16 protein-coding genes, 1 tRNA gene and 4 pseudogenes are annotated in these 20,300 nt (G+C 39.6%); 16 read left to right on the top strand and 5 right to left on the bottom strand.

Annotated features, from left to right (window positions below; all coding sequences use genetic code 11):
* The first annotated feature begins 119 nt into the window (after window positions 1-119).
* The 3 genes and pseudogenes from NYR89_RS08485 to NYR89_RS08475 all read left to right on the top strand — a co-directional run bounded on the left by NYR89_RS08485 (window position 120) and on the right by NYR89_RS08475 (window position 4,180).
* Window positions 120-1,610, top strand: a complete 1,491-nt coding sequence (locus NYR89_RS08485) for a sugar ABC transporter ATP-binding protein (protein WP_279445472.1) — start codon at window positions 120-122, stop codon at window positions 1,608-1,610.
* Between the two features lie 8 nt (window positions 1,611-1,618).
* The gene (locus NYR89_RS08480) at window positions 1,619-2,647 is read left to right on the top strand and encodes an ABC transporter permease (protein WP_279439589.1); all 1,029 of its coding nucleotides are present in this window, start codon (window positions 1,619-1,621) and stop codon (window positions 2,645-2,647) included.
* Between the two features lie 75 nt (window positions 2,648-2,722).
* Window positions 2,723-4,180: pseudogene (locus NYR89_RS08475) on the top strand (FGGY-family carbohydrate kinase).
* Between the two features lie 70 nt (window positions 4,181-4,250).
* Here the strand turns inward: NYR89_RS08475 and mioC are convergent.
* On the bottom strand, window positions 4,251-4,694 hold the full coding sequence (gene mioC / locus NYR89_RS08470) for an FMN-binding protein MioC (protein WP_279445471.1): 444 nt from the start codon (window positions 4,692-4,694) through the stop codon (window positions 4,251-4,253).
* A gap of 15 nt (window positions 4,695-4,709) precedes the next feature.
* A tRNA-Sec gene (locus NYR89_RS08465) sits at window positions 4,710-4,804 on the bottom strand.
* Between the two features lie 66 nt (window positions 4,805-4,870).
* On the opposite strand from NYR89_RS08465, the pseudogene selA reads away from it, so the two are divergent.
* The 4 genes and pseudogenes from selA to trkA all read left to right on the top strand — a co-directional run bounded on the left by selA (window position 4,871) and on the right by trkA (window position 10,826).
* Window positions 4,871-6,257: pseudogene (gene selA, locus NYR89_RS08460) on the top strand (L-seryl-tRNA(Sec) selenium transferase).
* Window positions 6,254-8,089 (top strand): selenocysteine-specific translation elongation factor, encoded by a 1,836-nt coding sequence (gene selB / locus NYR89_RS08455; RefSeq protein WP_279445470.1) that lies wholly within the window; start codon window positions 6,254-6,256, stop codon window positions 8,087-8,089. The pseudogene selA and the gene selB overlap by 4 nt, the downstream one beginning before the upstream one ends.
* Window positions 8,090-8,102: 13 nt before the next feature.
* A complete protein-coding gene (gene rsmB / locus NYR89_RS08450; protein WP_279445469.1) occupies window positions 8,103-9,401 on the top strand; it encodes a 16S rRNA (cytosine(967)-C(5))-methyltransferase RsmB in 1,299 nt (432 codons plus the stop codon).
* Between the two features lie 48 nt (window positions 9,402-9,449).
* Window positions 9,450-10,826 carry a Trk system potassium transporter TrkA gene (gene trkA / locus NYR89_RS08445; RefSeq protein WP_279445468.1) on the top strand — a complete coding sequence of 459 codons (1,377 nt, stop codon included), beginning with the start codon at window positions 9,450-9,452 and terminating at the stop codon, window positions 10,824-10,826.
* A gap of 56 nt (window positions 10,827-10,882) precedes the next feature.
* On the opposite strand, the pseudogene rpsT reads toward trkA, so the two are convergent.
* Window positions 10,883-11,148, bottom strand: a pseudogene (rpsT, locus tag NYR89_RS08440) (30S ribosomal protein S20).
* A gap of 372 nt (window positions 11,149-11,520) precedes the next feature.
* Between rpsT and murJ the strand changes: the two are divergent.
* Window positions 11,521-13,089, top strand: a complete 1,569-nt coding sequence (gene murJ / locus NYR89_RS08435) for a murein biosynthesis integral membrane protein MurJ (protein WP_279445467.1) — start codon at window positions 11,521-11,523, stop codon at window positions 13,087-13,089.
* A gap of 21 nt (window positions 13,090-13,110) precedes the next feature.
* Window positions 13,111-14,178, top strand: coding sequence for an MFS transporter (locus NYR89_RS08430; RefSeq protein ID WP_279445466.1), 1,068 nt, complete (start codon window positions 13,111-13,113; stop codon window positions 14,176-14,178).
* 118 nt (window positions 14,179-14,296) lie between these two features.
* On the opposite strand, the pseudogene fumC reads toward NYR89_RS08430, so the two are convergent.
* Both fumC and NYR89_RS08420 read right to left on the bottom strand, forming a co-directional pair.
* Window positions 14,297-15,691: pseudogene (fumC, locus tag NYR89_RS08425) on the bottom strand (class II fumarate hydratase).
* Window positions 15,692-15,855: 164 nt separating this feature from the next.
* Window positions 15,856-16,500, bottom strand: a complete 645-nt coding sequence (locus tag NYR89_RS08420) for a TfoX/Sxy family DNA transformation protein (protein ID WP_279445465.1) — start codon at window positions 16,498-16,500, stop codon at window positions 15,856-15,858.
* Window positions 16,501-16,911: 411 nt separating this feature from the next.
* Here NYR89_RS08420 and rpsJ point away from each other — a divergent pair, with 411 nt between their 5' ends.
* The 7 genes from rpsJ to rplV are packed head-to-tail and all read left to right on the top strand — an operon-like array spanning window position 16,912 to window position 20,283.
* On the top strand, window positions 16,912-17,223 hold the full coding sequence (rpsJ, locus tag NYR89_RS08415) for a 30S ribosomal protein S10 (RefSeq protein WP_279445464.1): 312 nt from the start codon (window positions 16,912-16,914) through the stop codon (window positions 17,221-17,223).
* 25 nt (window positions 17,224-17,248) lie between these two features.
* Complete coding sequence (gene rplC, locus NYR89_RS08410; protein ID WP_005599280.1) at window positions 17,249-17,875, top strand: 50S ribosomal protein L3; 627 nt, start codon at window positions 17,249-17,251, stop codon at window positions 17,873-17,875.
* Between the two features lie 15 nt (window positions 17,876-17,890).
* Window positions 17,891-18,493 carry a 50S ribosomal protein L4 gene (gene rplD / locus NYR89_RS08405; RefSeq protein WP_279445463.1) on the top strand — a complete coding sequence of 201 codons (603 nt, stop codon included), beginning with the start codon at window positions 17,891-17,893 and terminating at the stop codon, window positions 18,491-18,493.
* Window positions 18,490-18,795, top strand: a complete 306-nt coding sequence (gene rplW, locus NYR89_RS08400; protein ID WP_279445462.1) for a 50S ribosomal protein L23 — start codon at window positions 18,490-18,492, stop codon at window positions 18,793-18,795. The genes rplD and rplW overlap by 4 nt, the downstream gene beginning before the upstream one ends.
* 20 nt (window positions 18,796-18,815) lie before the next feature.
* Window positions 18,816-19,637, top strand: a complete 822-nt coding sequence (gene rplB, locus NYR89_RS08395) for a 50S ribosomal protein L2 (protein WP_014992368.1) — start codon at window positions 18,816-18,818, stop codon at window positions 19,635-19,637.
* A gap of 27 nt (window positions 19,638-19,664) precedes the next feature.
* Complete coding sequence (rpsS, locus tag NYR89_RS08390) at window positions 19,665-19,940, top strand: 30S ribosomal protein S19 (RefSeq protein WP_005539416.1); 276 nt, start codon at window positions 19,665-19,667, stop codon at window positions 19,938-19,940.
* Window positions 19,941-19,950: 10 nt separating this feature from the next.
* Complete coding sequence (gene rplV, locus NYR89_RS08385) at window positions 19,951-20,283, top strand: 50S ribosomal protein L22 (RefSeq protein ID WP_279445461.1); 333 nt, start codon at window positions 19,951-19,953, stop codon at window positions 20,281-20,283.
* Window positions 20,284-20,300: the final 17 nt, after the last annotated feature.

The following is a 20,300-nucleotide window of genomic DNA, read 5'->3' as shown; positions in this document are numbered from 1 at the left end:
TAAGTAATTCCTTAAATAAAAAATTTCGCTATAGAGTTTGGATTATGTGATGTTACTCACGGTTTAATTCCTATTTTTATATTATCGTTAATATAAAATTTGCTAAGAGGATAACCATTATGTCGGATGATTTACCTATTTTATCTCTTAGAAACATTAGTAAAAGTTTCTATGGTGTCACTGTGTTAGATAAGATTGATCTAGATATATATGCTGGAGAGGTTCATTGTTTAATTGGTGAAAATGGGGCGGGAAAATCGACTTTATGTAAGATCATTGCCGGTATTTATGATGCGGATAGTGGTGAAATGTCTTTTCACGGCAAAATCTATGCGCCTCGTAATGTGAAAGACGGACAAAAATATGGGATTGGGTTTATTCATCAAGAGTTAATGTTAGTCCCTCAGCTCACCGTATTAGAAAATATCTTTTTAGGTAAAGAACATTCGACTTTCGGAAACCGTATGGATTGGCAGACTATGCGGGAGAAAACCCAAAAGATTATTAATGAATTAGAGCTTGATATAAAACCGGATGATTTGGTTTCAGATCTTTCAATTGCTCAACAGCAAATGGTTGAAATTGCTAAAGCTATATTTAGTGAATATAAAGTATTAATTTTTGATGAACCTACTTCTTCTATTTCTCGTAAAAATACCGAAACCCTTTTTAGAATCATTCATCAATTAAAAGAAAAGGGTGTCGCGATGATTTATATTTCACATCGCTTAGAAGAATTTCAGTATATTTCGGATAAAGTCACCGTATTACGAGATGGTAGCATTACAGGTACCATGCCATATAAAGATACTTCCGTAGAAGAAATCGTTAAGCTAATGGTCGGTCGAGAAATTAATTTAAGCCATTATCAACGAGAGGTTACGTTTACTCAAGAAAAGTTGCGTATTGAAAATATAACCAATAAAAATGTTAAACCGACCTCTTTTAAAGTATATAAAGGAGAAATATTAGGTTTTGCCGGTTTGGTCGGAGCAGGACGTACCGAATTATTAAGAGCAATTTATGGGGCGGATGAGGCACAAGGAAGCATTTTTATTGATGGAATCGAAGTCTTTATTCATTCTCCCGAACAAGCGGTCAAACATAATATCGGTTTTATTACAGAAGATCGAAAACTACAGGGATTGGTACTAGATCAAAGTATTCGCAAAAATATTACCTTACCTATTTTAAGCCGTTTTTGGACGGGATTGAAATTAGATCAGACAAAAGAAAAAAATGTGGCGGAAAACCAGCGGAACCGTTTGAGGATTGTATCAAACAATAGTGAACAAAATACAAGAACACTTTCGGGAGGAAACCAGCAAAAAGTGGTGATTGCGCGTTGGTTAGAAAGTGGAGTCGATATTCTGTTTTTTGATGAGCCTACACGAGGCATTGATGTGGGAGCAAAGTCAGAAATCTATGATCTTATGCGAGAGTTTACCGATAATGGAGGTACTATCATTATGGTATCGTCGGATTTGCCGGAGTTAATCACAATGTCAGACAGAGTGATGGTTATGCGAAATGGTGAAATTGTAGAAGAAGTGAAAGAACGTTCTCAAATTACGGAAGAGAACTTAATGAAAGCTATGATTGGTGTGTGAGGTAAAGAATGGATAATTTAAAATCAATTTTTTCAAAATTAGGGATTGGTATTGCGCTGATTGTAATGATTATTGGAATGTCATTTGCTTCGGATGCATTTTTATCTACCAATAATATTTTGAATATTTTATTACAAGTTTCTGTCATTTGTATTATTGCAGTAGGTATGACCTACGTTATTCTGACAGGAGGAATCGATCTTTCCGTCGGTTCTATTGTGGCACTAAGTGCCGTTTGCTTGGGGTTGTTTACTCATGCAGGGGTTAAGTGGTTGGGAGAGAACGCTTCGGATATAACCATATTAGGCGTAGTTTTACTTTCCATATTAGGGAGTATTTTGGTCGGTGCGCTATGTGGGTATGTAAATGGCATTATTATTGTATATGGTAAAGTCACATCATTTATTGCGACCCTTGGAATGATGGGGATTGCCAGAGGATTGGCTTTAACCTTATCGGACGGGAAAACCATCTACAATTTCCCTGATGCTTTACGATTTTTTGGTAACGGACGTATTCCCGTTTCAGAGTCTTTTTCTATTCCGATTCCTGTAATTATCGCTATTTTAGTCGTTTTAGTGAGTTTTTATGTGCTGACGCAAACTATTTTTGGTCGTCAGATTTATGCTTTAGGTGGAAATCGAGAAGCGGTTCGTTTATCGGGTGTAAATGTCGATAAACTTGAAGTGAAAACGTATGTTATTAATGGCGCGTTAGCGGCAATAGGTGCGGTTATTTTAGTCGGACGGCTTAATGCGGCACAACCTATAGCCGGTACGGGATATGAATTAGACGCCATTGCGGCAACAGTTATTGGCGGTACGAGCCTAATTGGCGGATTCGGTTCTGTCATTGGAACATCAATCGGCGCACTAATTATGGGAGTATTGCAAAACGGTCTAACACTATTAAATGTAACATCTTATCTACAACGTTTAATTATTGGTATTGTTATTATCCTTGCAGTATTCTTTGACCAAGTAAGACGCGGCAAGGTTTCTACAGGTCAGTTAAAACGTATTTTCTTTAGAGAATAGCCGTTCTTTAAAAACAAGCCAAACTTAAGACTACTTATTCCGGTGAAATTTAATTTAAACAATAAGGATAACATTATGAACTACTACCTAGGCATAGACTGCGGCTGGTACTTTTGTCAAAGCCGCACTTTTTGATCAAACTGGCGAGTTGCACGGCATTCATCGTGAGAATGTGGCGGTTATCAGCGAACAGGCGGGTTATGCCGAACGAGATATGCAACAACTTTGGCAAGTGTGTGCCGAGGTAGTACGTCAAACCATTGCAAAAAGCGGAGTAAATCCGACTGCTATCAAAGGGGTGGGCATTTCAGCACAAGGCAAAGGTGCGTTTTTACTTGATCAGCAAAACCAACCGCTTGGCAGAGCGATTTTGTCTTCCGATCAACGTTCGCTTTCAATTGTGAGACAGTGGCAGGCGGACGGTATTCCGGAAAAACTTTATCCGATTACCCGCCAGACGTTATGGACCGGACATCCTGTTTCGATTTTGCGTTGGGTACAAGACAATGAGCCGGAACGTTATGCACAAATTGGCTCGGTCCTGATGTCGCACGACTATTTACGTTTCTGTTTAACCGGCGAATTATTTGCCGAAGAAACCAATATTTCCGAAAGCAATCTCTACAATATGGCAACCGGCGAATACGACCAAACATTAGCTGATTTACTCGGTTTGCAAAATATTTTAGAAAAGCTACCGCCTGTGATTAAACCGAATCAGATTGCCGGCTATGTTACCGAAGCGTGACCGAACTAACCGGCTTAGCGGTAGGAACGCCGGTGGTCGGCGGTTTATTTGATGTAGTTTCCACCGCACGTTGTGCCAACTTAGATGACGAAAGCAAACTGAATGCGGTATTAGGCACATGGTCGGTTGTCAGCGGCATTACCGATAATCTCGACCCGACTCAAACCTTGCCGTTTGTCTATGGTCGCTATGCAGACGAAGGTAAATTTATCGTACACGAAGCCAGCCCGACTTCTGCCGGTAATTTGGAATGGTTTGTGAAACAATGGAAATTAGATTATGCAGAAATTAATCAACAAGTGGCGAGCTTACCGCCGGCGACCAGTTCTGTGTTATTTGTGCCGTTTTTATACGGCTCGAATGCCGGCTTAGGTATGCAAGCGGGCTTCTACGGTTTGCAATCGCACCACAGCCAAGCACATTTATTGCAGGCGATTTATGAAGGTGTGCTGTTTAGTCTTATGCACCACCTCAACCGTATGAAGCTACGTTTCCCGAATGCAAATGTATTACGTGTAACCGGCGGACCGACCAAATCACCGATTTGGCTACAAATGCTCGCCGATTTAACCGGTATGCAATTGGAAATTCCACAAGTGGAAGAAACCGGTTGTTTAGGTGCGGCATTAATGGCGATGCAAGGCACTGGTGCAGAGATCAACCAAGTGCAGGCATTAAAAGCGGAAATGTTAAAAGTGCAACCGAATCCGGTAAATTTCACCGCTTACCAACAAAAATATCAGCGTTATCAACAGCTCACTGAAGCGTTAAAAGCGATGCTTTAAGATTAAAAAAAGCGGTTGGAATCTGCAAACTTTTTGCAAATTCCGACCGCCTGTCATTTCAAACTGTTCGCTATATCTGCTCAACAAAACTTGGCAACCATTCTTCCGCCGTACTGTCGTGGTCAAAATTGTTTGCCACATCAATGCGAACTGATTCACATATCTGTTTAGCACCTTTGGCGGTTAGTCCGTTTTCAACAATATCAACCGAATGGCAGAAAGTATCGTAATCAGTGTCGCCTAAACCGACCACACCGAATTTCATACCGCTGAGATCTAAATCGCTTGCCGTCAGTTCGTCAAATAACGGTTTAATGTTATCCGGTAACTCGCCTGCACCGTGAGTCGAAGTGACGACAATTAAATGGGTTTGATGTTGAATATCTGCTAAGGTTGCTTGATTAAAGAGTTCGACAGAAAATCCTAGTGCGGTTAAACAACTTTCAAGATGATCGGCAACGTATTCTGCACCACCGAGGGTACTGCCTGTGATAATACAAATAGATTTGGTCATAGAATTAGGAATGATTGGCGGAAGCGAATGGGAGTCGAACCCACCCAAGAACGCTGGCGTCCTCAACAGGATTTGAAGTCCTGCCACCTCACCGGAGATGACTCGCTTCCTTTAAAGAGTGGCGATATTCTACTTTATTTATTAAAATTGTCCAAAATTTCTTAACGCTTTTTACTATGCAAACATTATTTCGAGTTATCCCTTCTATAGATAAATTGGTCAAAAGTACTCAAGGTGCTGATTTAATTGAACAATTCGGTCATCAAGCCTTTGTTCAAGAGGCAAGGCGACTAATAGAAAATGTACGTGAGCAGATTGTTAAACAACAATGTTTACCGGATTTTATTACTGAGCAGTCTTCAATTTTTAGTGTAATTGAGCAAAATTTACGGACAAAATGTACTGTATCGAGTAAAACGGTCTTTAATCTTACCGGTACGGTGTTACATACTAATTTAGGTCGTGGATTGTGGTCGGAAAATGCAGTGCAAGCGGCGACGAATGCGATGCGAAATAATGTTGCGTTGGAATTTGATATTGATGAAGGGAAGCGTAGTCATCGAGATATTTATATTTCTCAATTGATTCAGCAACTTACCAGAGCGGAAGCCGCTTGCGTTGTGAATAATAATGTTTGCGGCAGTATTATTGATGTTAGCTACGTTTGCACAGGGTAAAGAAGTGATAGTTTCTCGTGGCGAATTGGTAGAAATCGGCGGTGCGTTTCGTATCCCTGATATTATGGCTCAAGCCGGTTGTAAATTAGTGGAAGTCGGCACGACCAATCGCACTCATTTACGTGATTATCGCAATGCAATTAATGAAAATACCGCTTTCTTAATGAAAGTACATACCAGTAATTACCATATTCAAGGTTTTACTAAATCGGTATCTGAAGAGGAATTGGTTGAATTAGCGAAAGAATTTAATTTGCCGGTGATGAGTGATTTAGGTAGTGGTTCGCTGACGGATATGGTCGCACTTGGTTTACCGCCAGAGCCTATGGTACAGCAGAAGGTTGTGGCAGGTGTCGATTTGGTGTCATTTTCTGGTGATAAATTATTAGGTGGGCCACAAGCCGGTATTATTGTCGGGAAAAAAGCATTGATTGATGAACTTCAATCACATCCGCTCAAGCGTGTATTACGCTGTGATAAAGTAATTTTATCCGCATTAGAAGCAACACTGCGTCATTATCTTTTTCCAGAAAAATTAACCGATGAGTTACCGACTTTTCATTTATTAACTCAATCTATTGCAACCTTGCAAACCAAAGCGGAACGTTTAAAAGCGGTGCTGAGTAAGCGGTTAGATTCTCGTTATAATTTACAAGTGGAACCAAGCCTTGCCCAAATCGGTAGCGGAGCATTGCCGACGGAAACTTTAGCTTCAGTTGCGGTTACGATTTTTGCGGATAAGCAGAGTGATTTACTTGAGTTAGAGAAAAAATTTAAAGTCTTGCCAAGCCCGATAATCGGACGATTTGCTCAGCAAAAATTTTGGCTGGATGTGCGTTCGGTCGCACAGTTTGAGATGTTGCTGAATATGTTGGAGGAAGCATGATTTTTGTTACAAGCGGACACGTTGACCACGGAAAAACATCCTTGTTACAAGCCTTAACCGGCACAAATACCGCTCATTTACCGGAAGAGAAAAAACGCGGTTTAACGATTGATTTGGGCTATGCCTACTTGCCGATTGAAGATGATGTGTTAGGTTTTATTGATGTGCCGGGGCATCAGAAATTCTTGTCGAATATGCTTGCCGGACTGGGCGGTGTACAAAATGCCTTATTAATTGTGTCGGCTGAAGAAGGAATTAAACCGCAAACGGCAGAGCATTTGGAAATTCTGCGTGTATTGAATTTTACTAATATTTTAGTGGTGTTAACTAAAGTGGATCGTGTGGAAGCAAGTCAAACAGAACAGCTTATCGCAACAATTAAAACCACTTACCCCTTTTTAGCTGATGCACCATTTTTCTTGACCTCTGCGGTAACCGGGCAAGGTATCGAATCATTAAGAAATCAATTAATTCAGTTAAGCCGACGACAGTTACCTTTGGAAAAACCGTTTCGATATGCGATTGACCGAGTATTTAATATTAAAGGTGCCGGTTTAGTCGTGACCGGAACAGTGGTAGCGGGTAAAGTCAAAATTGGCGATGAGTTTTATTTATCCAACGGTCAAAAAGTTAGAATTAAACAAATTCACGCACAAAATCAGCCGGCAGAAATTGGTACAGTAGGACAACGTTTGGCACTAAATATTGCTAATGTGGAAAAAGCACAAATTCAGCGTGGTGATTGGATTACCGAACTAATGCCACAATTTATCGATAGAATTACGGTTAAAATTCAGACAGCACAAAACCTAAAAGAAAATCATATTGTACATTTATACCATTTTGCTTCGCACGTGACCGGTAAGCTGAATCTCTTAACCGAAAAACAAGCGGTCAAAAACAGCGAAACGTTTGCAGAAATGATTTTAGATGAGCCGTTAGCAATGGCGGTTACGGATAAACTGATTATTCGTAGTGGCGATGACAGTCAAACCTTAGCAGGAGCGGAAGTTTTAGAAATTGATTCTCCGAAACGCCATAAGCGCACTGAGAAACGCCTTGAGCTGGTAAACAATTTGGCAAAAATGACCGCTTGTTCTCAACGTATTGCACTTTATTTAAATATGAGAGCGGAACAGGTTGAGGGATTGCTGTGGCGTGAACAATGTTTTATTCAAGATCTGGCACAACTTGGTTTTGATGTGCAATCAAAATGGATTTTTACCGCTGAATTTAAGCAACAAATTCAACAAAATATTATCGAAAAACTCGCTGAGTATCATCAAAATCACAATGATCAATTAGGCGTGACTAAAGCGAGATTGTATCGCATTGCTGTATTAGATCAGCCGGAGCAGTTAGCTTACCAATTTATTGATGATTTAATCGAAAGCAAACAGTTGGCACAAACTCGAGGCTGGATCCATTTACCGAGTCATCGTATTGAATTTTCTGCAGAGGAATTGCAACTTTGGCAACAAATTCGACCGCTATTTGAAAGCAAAAGTGAAGCACTTTGGGTCCGAGATATTGCTACTGAATTATGTTGTGATGAAACCGAAATGCGAAACTTGTTATATAAAGCCGGTAAATTAGGTTACTTAATTCCGATTGTGAAAGATCGTTTCTTACTCAGCGAGAGAATGACTGAATTGGCTCAATTAGTGAAAGATATTGTAGAACGAAATGGCTCTGTTTCAGTAAATCAACTTCGTGATGAGATTCAGTGGGGACGTAAGCTAACCGTTCAGCTGATTGAATATTTTGACCGTTCGGGCTTTTTAAGACGAAAAGGTAATATTCATTTATTACGTGATCAAGACACTTTCTAACAAGAATATATTAATGAAAAAACAAAATGCTCGTGCGGTTGCCGCACAAATTATTTTACAAGTTCTCGATCAAGGGAAATCACTTGCCACCTTAATTCCCGAAGCACAGACAAAATTAGAGGCGAAAGATTTACCATTAGTACAAGAGATTAGCTTTGGTGTGTGCCGCACATTACCACGCCTTGAGGCGGTCATTGCACAAGCGGTGGAAAAGCCATTAAAAGGCAAAACACGTTTGGTGCATTGCCTGTTATTAGTCGGACTTTATCAGCTACTTTATATGCGCGTGCCAGAATTTGCCGCAGTTGATGAAGTGGTTAATGCGGCAAAATCGCTTAAATTGGACAATTTTAAAGCACTTATTAATGGGGTATTACGCCGTTTTTTACGTGAGAAAGAGGCCCTGTTAGCTAAATTTGATAAAAATTGGCAAACGCTTCATCCGGAATGGTTTGTGAATAAACTAAAAAAAGCTTATCCGAATTGGCGAGAGATTATTGAAGCAAATAATCAGCGTCCACCAATGTGGATTCGTAGCAATATTCAGCAGATTAAGCCACAAGATTATCGCGTGTTATTAGGTGATTTAGTGGCAAAAAATCCAGAAAATACGACCGCTTGCGTGCCTGAATCAGCAATCTTATTAGCAGAGCCGGTAGCGGTGCATAAATTGATGAATTTTGAACAGGGTTGGGCAACGGTACAAGATGCACACGCTCAGTGGTCAGCAACCTTATTGGAAGCCCAAAATGGTGAATTAATTTTGGATGCCTGTGCCGCACCGGGCGGTAAAACCACACATATTCTAGAAGTCGCTCCGCAGGCAAATGTGATTGCATTGGATATTGAGGAAAGCCGCCTAAAACGTGTGCGTGAGAATTTAGTTCGTCTTGGGCAAACGGCAAAAGTAATTTGTGGCGATGCTTCCAAACCGACAGAATGGTTGGAGGATAGCGTGATGTTTGATCGTATTTTGCTCGATGCACCTTGTTCTGCGACCGGCGTTATTCGCCGTCATCCGGATATCAAATGGCTACGTAAAGAAAATGATATTGATGAATTAGTCGCCTTGCAGGCAAAAATTCTTGAGGCGTTATGGGACAGATTGAAACCGAATGGCATATTAGTTTATGCGACTTGTTCGGTTTTGCTGGAAGAAAATAGTGAGCAAATTAACCGCTTTATTGAAAGTCACACGGATGCTGTGTTAGCGGAGATGGATTTCAATGGCGAAAAAACCACAATGAAGCAATTTTTCCCTCAAGAACAGGGTGGTGACGGCTTCTTTTATGCCAAATTAATTAAACAATAAATCACAAGAAGATAGCGGATTACGTTATTTGCGTGATTGGATTTTAAGATGAAAATTATTATTTTAGGTGCAGGTCAGGTTGGTTCAACGCTTGCGGAAAATTTAGTGAGCGAAGATAACGATATTACGTTAATCGATGACGATCAAAGTCGTTTGAACACGCCGCAAGATAAGCACGATTTACAGGTTCTAAAAGGAAATGGCGCATCACCGAGAATTTTACGTGATGCGGGGGCGAGTGATGCGGATTTGTTGGTCGCGGTGACAGAAAGTGATGAAACCAATATGATTGCTTGTCAAATTGCTCATACGCTATTTCACATTCCGACTAAGATCGCCCGTATTCGTAATTCCGATTATGTGCGTGAGAAAGATCAGCTGTTTAATGATGCGGCGTTACCCATTGATCATATTATTGCCCCGGAAGTCTTGGTTAAAAAAGAGATCTTGCGTCTGATTAACTATCCCGGTGCATTGCAGGTTGCACACTTTGCGAATGAATTAGTGAGTTTGGTTAGTGTAAAAGCCTATTATGGCGGACCATTGGTCGGTTATCCGATTTCGGCGTTACGTGATCATTTACCTTATATCGAAGCACGTGTTGTGGCAATTTTCCGTCAAGAACGTGCGATTTTGCCACAAGGTTCAACGATTATTGAAGCCGGTGATGAAGTGTTCTTTATCTGTGCGACCCATAATATAAAAGCGGTGATGAGCGAATTGCAACGCTTGGATAAGCCGCATAAGCGAGTCATGATTGTCGGCGGCGGTAGTATCGGTATGGGGCTAGCAAAGGATCTTGAAGAGCAATATAGTGTGAAAATGATCGAACGAGATCCGAAACGGGCTGAAAAGTTGGCAGAGAAATTAGAAAAAACCTTAGTTTTATGTGGCGATGCTTCCGATCAGGAATTATTGTTTGAAGAACATATTGAGAATATTGATTTATTCCTTGCATTAAGCGGTGATGATGAAGCCAATATTATGTCAGCACTATTGGCAAAACGCTTGGGGGCAAAGAAAGCGATTGTATTGGTGCAACGCAACGCATATCTTCATTTGATCCAAGGCGGCACGATTGATATTGCACTTTCTCCAAAACAAGCGACGATTTCCGCCTTATCTAGTCATGTCCGTAAAGGTGATATTGTACAAGTCGCTTCGCTCAAACAAGGACAAGCGGAATGTATCGAAGTGATTGCACATGGTGATAAAGAATCGTCAAAAGTGGTAGGCAGAGCTGTTCGAGAATTAAAATTACCACAGGGCGTAGTAGTTGGAGCGATAGTGCGTCGTGATGAGGTGCTGATTGCACATAAATCTACCGAAATTGAGGAAAATGATAGTGTGATTATTTTTGTGAACGATAAAAAACAGGTTGGGGAAATTGAGAAGCTATTCCAATTAGGCACATTCTTCCTATAAAGACAATAGAGATAAAAAAACCGACCATTTGGTCGGTTCTTTTATACAAAAAGCAATTACGCTAATTTTTTGATTTGAGTCGCTAATTTTGCTTTGTGGTTAGTCGCTTTGTTAGCGTGGATTAAGCCTTTAGATGCCATACGGTCCACTACTTTTTGCATTTCAACGAAAGTCGCTTGTGAAGTCGCTTTATCGCCTCGTCGCTACTGCTCGCGTATACTTTCTTGATGAATGTACGCATCATTGAGCGTTGGCTTGCGTTGTGTTGGCGGCGTTTTTCAGATTGAACCGCACGTTTTTTTGCTGACTTGATATTAGCCAAGGTCAAACTCCTAAAATATCTGTGTAAAAATTAAAAAACATAAACTTTGGTTTATGTTTAGCTATCGATAGTTTAAATTCATTTTCAACGAGACACGTGCTTGAAAATAACACCGTTTTGCTAGTAAGAAAACGATAGGCGGAGATTTTAACAGTTTTTTTCTGATTTTCCTATAACAAACTGATAAAATTCTATGCAATTTATATAAGGATCTTAATATAAGCGGTCGGATCTGCGAAGAATTTTGTAAAAAGTTATTAAAGTAAATCGCTTGTATTAAATCCGATAAAGATCAAAAAAGTTTAACTTATTTCCTGTTATCCAAATGGTTTTGTTAAACTGTCACTCTTTAATTTATTTTAATTTAACGCTATGAGCAAAAAACTTTTAAAGTCAGGAATGATCGTCAGTTCAATGACGCTGATTTCTCGTATTCTCGGATTAGTGCGTGATGTGGTTATCGCCGGCTTACTTGGTGCCGGTGCAATGTCGGATGTTTTTCTCTTTGCCAATCGTATCCCGAACTTTTTACGCCGTTTATTTGCAGAAGGGGCATTTTCAAAGGCATTTGTGCCGGTACTTGCCGAATATAATGCCGATAACGATTTAGATAAAACCCGTGAATTTGTCGCCAAAGTGTCTGGCACATTAGGTGGTTTAGTCACAATTGTCACCTTAGTGGCAATGATTGGCTCACCGGTAGTTGCCGCTTTATTCGGTACCGGCTGGTTTATGGATTGGGTCAATGACGGTCCAGACGCCCAAAAATTCACTCAAGCTTCATTATTACTGAAAATCACTTTCCCTTATTTATGGTTTATTACCTTTGTGGCACTTTCGGGGGCAGTATTAAATACTATAGGTAAGTTTGGCGTAATGGCATTTTCGCCTGTATTACTGAATATTGCGATGATCAGTATGGCGTTATTTGGTGCGGATTACTTCGAACAACCTGATGTTGCCTTAGCTTGGGGGATCTTTCTCGGCGGCTTGTTGCAATTCCTATTCCAAATTCCATTTATGAAAAAAGAAGGTTTACTCGTTAAACCGAAATGGGCGTGGAAAGATGAAGGGGTCACTAAAGTTCGTAACTTAATGCTTCCGGCGTTGTTCGGGGTTTCCGTTACCCAGCTCAACCTATTAATCAATCAAGTGATCGCTAGCTTTTTAGTGACCGGTTCGATTACCTGGTTATATTATTCCGATCGTTTAATTGAGTTTCCACTTGGGCTATTCGGTATTGCGATTTCTACGGTGGTGTTACCGAGTTTATCCCGTATTGCGAAAAAGAAAGAAATTGACGAAGTACAACGTGCGGTGGAATTTCAAGGTACGATGGATTGGGGAGTGAGAATGGTGTTATTACTCGGTATTCCTGCGATGATTGGTATCGCGGTATTGGCACAGCCGTTAATGATGACTATCTTTATGCGAGGCAAATTCAGTTTATCTGATGTAGTTGCTACTTCTCATGCCTTATGGATTATGTGCCTAGGCTTAAACAGTTATATGTTAATCAGTATTTTGGCAAACGGTTTCTATGCCCGCCAAAATACCAAAACACCGGTCAAAATCGGCATTATCGCCACCATTTGTAATATTTGTTTTGGTGTGTTAGCCATTCCATTCGGCTATCTAGGCTTGGCAATGGCATCGGCACTTTCGGCGCCGGTAAATGCTTCGTTACTTTATCGTGGTCTTGCTAAAGAAGGAGCTTATCGTATTACCGTAAAAACTGCGCTCTTTGTATTAAAAGTCGCTATTTCGGCTTGCTTAATGGGGGCATTAGTTGCTTATTTCTCACCAAGTTTAGAAGGGTGGCATGCGATGACAACTTGGGTAAAAGTATACTGGCTAGTTTGGCTAATCGTACTAGCGACGATTGTTTATTTTAGTTCATTATTTGTACTTGGGATTCGTAAGCGAGATTTCAGAGCTTAATAAATATAGAAGGTAAATAATATGGATATGCAAAATATTATTTTATGGCGTAGGTTCTTTTCCGGACTCGCCTATACCGCAATGCAGAGCGTATTTTTTATTTATCTCACAAAGTATAAAGGGTTTGACACGACACAAATTGCTAGTGCATTTTCGTTATTGGTTTTTGCTAGCCAAGCCTTTTCTTTATTTGCCGGCTCGTGGGGCGATCGTTTTGGGCGAATGCCGATTATGCTGTTCGGATGTTTACTCGATTCATTGGCCTATATTTTGTTACTGACGACCGATCATTATGCGTTACTACTACTTGCGACATTCTGTTTTGGTTTAGGTAGCACACTGTTTAGTACGAATGCGAGGGCATTTTTACTCTCTTCTGCCGAGGATAATTATGCGTCTAAAACCAAAGCGCAAGGGAAGTTTCTCAAAATCTCCAGTATGGCGTCTATGGTTGCACCGTTAGTGTCCATTCCGTTTATTCATTATCAAAAAGCGGAATGGTTGATTTGGTGTAGCTGTGCAATTGAAGTGACGATGTTACTTTTTATGTGGCAAACTATGCCGAGAAGAAAGTGCAATTTCCGGTTTACTCCTTTCCGCTTTGCTCAGTTTAGCGAAGTGATTAACAAGCGGTTTATTTTTGTGCATTTATTACTATTTATTCCGCTCGGTATGGGGTCAGCATTTTATGTGATTTTTCCTTACATTTTTACTGAGCTTTTGGATCAGCAAGAATTAGTGCCAATCGCATTTTTTATCAATAATCTGATTGCGGTACTGCCGCAGGCACAGTTCTCTCGTAAGGTCAATCTTGGTGTGGTCAAACTAAATTATATTGCACCGATACTTATTGCATTACTGATTGTGCCGTGGTTTTATGCGTTGGAATATATTTCGGAACTTACGGCTTTTTTATACCTGATAATCTTTGCATTGGTTAGTTTATTTGCTAATACCGCCTTAGCGAATATGTTGGTTAAATTGGATAAAGGTGAAAACCAAGGGCTAATGTTTGGTTTATCTAAGCTTATTTTGGCGATCACAACTGCTGGGATAATGAATATATTGCCCTATATATTCCTTGTGTAACAAGCGGTCGTTTTTAGACAAAATTTTGTAAAATTTGGGCAAAATCAAACCGCTTATTAAGCATAAAAAAGGGCTATCATCCGATAGCCCTTAACTTAATATATTTAATATGTATAGCTTATTTTAAGCTACCCACCATATCTTCAGGACGAACCCATTCATCGAATTGTTCTGCGGTCACCAAACCTAAGTTAATTGCTTCTTCTTTTAAGGTTGTACCGTTTTTATGTGCAGTTTTTGCAATTTTAGTCGCATTTTCATAACCGATATGCGTATTTAATGCAGTCACTAACATTAATGATTGGTCAAGTTGTTGTTTAATACGTTGATAGTTCGGTTCGATACCAGTCGCACAATGTTCATCAAATGAAATACAAACATCCGCTAAAAGTTGAGCAGATTGTAAGAAGTTTGCCGCCATCACCGGTTTAAACACATTTAATTGGAAGTGACCTTGGCTACCTGCAAATGAAATAGTGGTATCGTTACCTAATACTTGTCTTGCTACCATTGTCATTGCTTCACATTGGGTTGGGTTTACTTTACCCGGCATAATTGATGAACCCGGTTCATTTTCAGGAATTAAGATTTCACCGATACCAGAACGAGGACCTGAAGCTAATAAACGAATGTCATTTGCGATTTTGAATAAAGACATCGCAATTTGTTTTAACGCACCATGTGTTTCAACAATAGCATCGTGAGTTGCAAGTGCTTCAAATTTATTTTCTGCGGTAATAAACGGTAAACCGGTAAATTTGGCAATATATTCTGCAACTTTTACATCATAACCTTTCGGAGTATTTAAGCCAGTACCTACCGCTGTACCGCCTAATGCCATTTGACGTAAATGCGGTAAGGTATTTTTTAATGCGATTAAACCGAAATGTAATTGTGTTGCATAAGCGGAAAACTCTTGGCCTAAAGTTAACGGTGTCGCATCCATTAAGTGAGTACGGCCGATTTTTACCACATCTTTGAAGGCTTCTGATTTTGTTGCAAAAGTTTTTTGTAAACGTTCTACTGCAGGAATCGTTTGTTCAACAACTTTTTTGTAAGCCGCAATATGCATTGCTGTTGGATAGGTATCATTTGATGATTGTGATTTATTCACGTCATCATTTGGGTGAATAACTGATTTCTCACCTAATTTACCACCGTGAATAACATGTGCTCGATTTGCAATCACTTCGTTTAGGTTCATATTAGATTGTGTACCTGAACCGGTTTGCCAAATTACGAGTGGAAATTCTGCGTCTAATTTACCGGCAAGGATTTCATCACAAGCCTGAGCAATTAAATCACGTTTTTCTGCAGGTAAAACACCTAAATCTGTATTTGCAAATGCGTTGCTTTTTTCAAGTATCCGAATGCTTCAATAATTTCTTTTGGCATTGACGCTTCAGGACCAATTTTAAAGTTATTACGTGAACGTTCGGTTTGTCTTTGCCCAATAACGATTAGCCGGTACTTGAACTTCGCCCATGGTATCTTTTTCAATACGGAATTCCATTGTGTTCTCCTATGGATAAAAATAGATTTAATTAAAAAACTAATGATTTATAGGTAGGATGGTAGCACCGAGATCGGAAGAAAGGAACAGGCTTAAAACATTCCTTTCTGGTTTTTTATTGGTTTTGTGATATGGATCATAAATTGATAAAAGTTAGAGGGAATTTAGATAGTAAAGCGTTTACGTAAACCAGCACTATATAATGCTGAATCTGCTTCAAGTAACAATGTGCGTTTTTCTTGTTCAGAAATCATATAAACATATTTATGCTTAATCGCTCCGTAAAGTTTAAAGAGTAATAATTCACCGACTTCTACACCTTGCGAAATAAGCTTAACGAAGACGTTGATAATACCTACACTATTTAGATCATCAACAGTATAAATTTCAATACGAGAGAGCAGTCTCTCTATATTAATATTCATATTCGGTAATAAGCGAATTTTATTCTTATTTTGGTCTTCCAATTTTGTTTTTGTCACTTGATATTCTTCAATCGCAGACTGAATCCAATGTAAGTATGTATCAATAGTATCGATAATGATTTGGGGAAGATGATAGAAAATACGTGATTGTTGTGAACCTATACGGCGGTCTACTAAAAAATGAACCGGAATCGTCTGAGAAATTTCAGGATAATATTTTATGGATTTACGGATATAAATTGCCTCATTTTTCTGATCGTAGAGTGCAAACATCGTATTATCTTTAAAAATACCGATATAAGAAAAATAGTTTCTAAAACTGATATGTCCAAGTGTAGAAAACAGATCTTTTAAATCTTGTAACTTTTTTGTTGATATTGCCATTATCATCTCCTTAATACATTAAATAAAAACGACTATCTTGGTTTAATTAGGTAGTGTTGATAGCTTGAGAAATATTATTGCAAATAAAATCAATTAATGTCAATAATGTAAATTTTGAAATAACAAAAAGGTCAGTCCACTTCTGAAAAATTTAGAGCTTAATGCTTGCTTTTTAAAATAGATTCGCATAGAATACGCACACTTTAACGCTCATCGTATTTACGATGTAGATACGAAGATTTTAAAGTCGCTTGGTGTAATCATTTATCAAGCGGTACTACAGATATTGTAGTACATACAATGTTTCCGATTTGGAAACTATATAGGTATAACTGCGCTCCCTTATGCTATATGGCTTAAGTGGTAGTTCGGTTTTTTTATTAGCTAAATTTTAATTGGAGCTCTGGTCTAATGCAGAACCAAAGAATCCGTATCCGCTTAAAAGCATTTGATCATCGTTTAATTGATCAATCTACTGCGGAGATCGTAGAAACAGCTAAACGTACTGGTGCACAAGTTCGTGGTCCAATTCCTTTACCAACTCGTAAAGAACGTTTTACTGTATTGATTTCTCCACACGTGAACAAAGACGCACGTGACCAATATGAAATCCGTACTCACAAACGTTTAGTTGATATCGTTGAACCAACAGAAAAAACTGTTGATGCATTAATGCGTTTAGATCTAGTCGCTGGCGTTGACGTTCAGATTAGTCTAGGTTAATTGGGAATTTTAAGAGGTTATTACAATGATTGGTTTAGTCGGTCGTAAAGTTGGTATGACCCGCGTTTTCACTGAAGACGGCGTGTCAATTCCAGTTACCGTTATCGAAATCGAAGCCAACCGTGTTACTCAAGTTAAAACCCTTGAAAACGATGGCTATTCTGCAATTCAAGTTACTACAGGTTCGAAAAAAGCGAATCGTGTAACTAAGCCGGAAGCAGGCCATTTCGTGAAAGCAGGTGTTGAAGCTGGTCGCGGTTTATGGGAATTTCGTACTGAAGGTGAAGAATTCACTTTAGGTCAAGAAATCAATGTTGACATCTTCACAGATGTTAAAAAAGTAGATGTTACTGGTACTTCTAAAGGTAAAGGTTTCCAAGGTGGTGTTAAACGTTGGAACTTCCGTACCCAAGATGCTACCCACGGTAACTCTTTATCACATCGTGTACTTGGTTCTATTGGTCAAAACCAAACTCCGGGTCGTGTGTTTAAAGGTAAAAAAATGGCAGGACACTTAGGTGCTGAGCGTGTAACCGTTCAATCACTTGAAGTTGTTCGTGTAGATGCTGAGCGTAAATTATTATTAGTTAAAGGTGCTGTTCCAGGTGCAACTAATAGTGATGTTATCGTAAAACCAGCAGTTAAAGCATAAGTCTAGGAGATAGAGATGGAATTACAAGTTGTAGGTGCAAACGCACTAACTGTTTCTGAAACTACCTTCGGACGTGAGTTTAACGAAGCGTTAATCCACCAAGTAGTTGTTGCGTATGCGACAGGTGCTCGTCAAGGTTCACGTGCTCAAAAAACTCGTGCTGAAGTGTCTGGTTCAGGTAAAAAACCTTGGCGTCAAAAAGGTACAGGTCGCGCACGTTCAGGTGATATCAAATCACCAATCTGGCGTTCAGGTGGTATCACATTCGTCGCGAAACCACAAGATCACAGCCAAAAAGTGAACAAAAAAATGTACCGTGGTGCAATCAAAAGCATCCTTTCTGAATTAGTTCGTCAAGAACGTTTAGTGGTTGTTGAGAAATTCGAAATCGAAGCACCAAAAACTAAAGTATTAGTACAAAAATTAAAAGATTTAGCGTTAAACGACGCTTTAATCATTACTGCAAACTTAGATGAGAATCTATTCTTAGCAAGACGTAACTTATACAAAGTAGACGTTCGTGATGTTCAAGGTATCGATCCAGTAAGTTTAATCGCTTTCGATAAAGTGGTTATCACAGCTGATGCGGTAAAACAAATTGAGGAGATGTTAGCATGATTCAACAAGAACGTTTGCTAAGAGTGCTTAAAGCACCACATATCTCTGAAAAAGCGACGAATAATGCTGAAAAAGGCAACACTATCGTTTTCAAAGTGGCATTAGATGCTAACAAAGTTGAAATTGCTAACGCAGTTGAGCAACTATTTGAAGTGAAAGTGGATTCTGTACGTACTGTTGTTGTTAAAGGTAAAACTAAACGTCACGGTGCTAAATCAGGTCGTCGTAGTGACTGGAAAAAAGCTTATGTTACTCTTCAAGAAGGTCAATCACTTGACTTCGTTGAAGGTGCGGCAGAGTAATTACGGAGGAGAATTTATAAATGGCTATCGTTAAATGTAAGCCGACCTCCGCTGGTCGTCGTCACGTAGTTAAAGTTGTTAACGCAGAATTACATAAGGGTAAACCTTATGCACCTTTATTAGATAGCAAATCTAAAACTGGTGGTCGTAACAATTTAGGTCGTATCACAACTCGTCACATTGGTGGCGGTCACAAACAACACTACCGTTTAGTGGATTTCAAACGTAACAAGTTAGATATCCCAGCAGTAGTTGAGCGTTTAGAATACGATCCAAACCGTTCTGCGAACATTGCATTAGTGCTTTATAAAGATGGTGAACGCCGTTATATCTTAGCACCAAAAGGTTTATCTGTTGGTGATACGATTCAAGCAGGTGCTTCAGCTCCAATTAAAGCAGGTAATGCGTTACCAATGCGTAATATCCCAGTAGGTACTACAGTTCATAACGTTGAATTAAAACCTGGTAAAGGTGGTCAAATTGCACGTTCTGCTGGTGCTTATGTACAAATTATCGCTCGTGAAGGTAACTATGTAACTTTACGTCTTCGTTCAGGCGAAATGCGTAAAGTATTAGCTGAGTGTACTGCAACCATCGGTGAAGTAGGTAACTCAGAACATATGCTTCGCGTTCTTGGTAAAGCAGGTGCTAACCGCTGGAGAGGCGTTCGCCCAACAGTTCGTGGTACTGCGATGAACCCGGTAGACCACCCACACGGTGGTGGTGAAGGTCGTAACTTCGGTAAACACCCTGTTACACCTTGGGGCGTTCAAACCAAAGGTAAGAAAACTCGTCACAACAAACGTACTGATAAATATATCGTACGTCGTCGTGGCAAATAATTTTATTCAATAATATAGGATAGTCCAATGCCACGTTCCCTCAAGAAAGGTCCTTTCCTTGACCTACACTTGTTGAAGAAGGTAGAGAAGGCGGTGGAAAGCGGGGATAAAAAACCAATTAAAACTTGGTCCCGTCGTTCAATGATCATTCCATCAATGATTGGTTTGACCATCGCAGTCCATAATGGTCGTCAGCACGTTCCAGTTTATGTATCAGACGAAATGATCGGTCATAAATTAGGTGAATTTGCACCGACTCGTACATACCGCGGTCATGCCGCAGATAAGAAAGCTAAGAAATAAGAGGTAAAAGATGGAAACTATTGCTAAACATCGTTACGCTCGTACCTCTGCACAAAAAGCTCGCTTAGTTGCTGACCTAATTCGCGGTAAAAAAGTTGCGCAAGCATTAGAAATTTTAACTTTCACTAACAAAAAAGCGTACGCTTTAGTTAAGAAAGTATTAGAGTCAGCTATTGCAAACGCAGAGCACAATGATGGTGCAGATGTAGACGATCTTAAAGTTGCTAAAATCTTCGTAGATGAAGGTCCAAGCATGAAACGTGTTATGCCACGTGCTAAAGGTCGTGCAGATCGTATCTTAAAACGTACAAGCCACATTACTGTGGTTGTGTCAGATCGTTAATCGGTAGGAGAATAACA

Source organism: Actinobacillus arthritidis (assembly GCF_029774155.1).
In the GTDB taxonomy this organism is placed as follows: domain Bacteria; phylum Pseudomonadota; class Gammaproteobacteria; order Enterobacterales; family Pasteurellaceae; genus Actinobacillus; species Actinobacillus arthritidis.
Note: the sequence above shows the minus strand (reverse complement) of the source record. Positions and strands in the feature narration are given on the sequence as shown.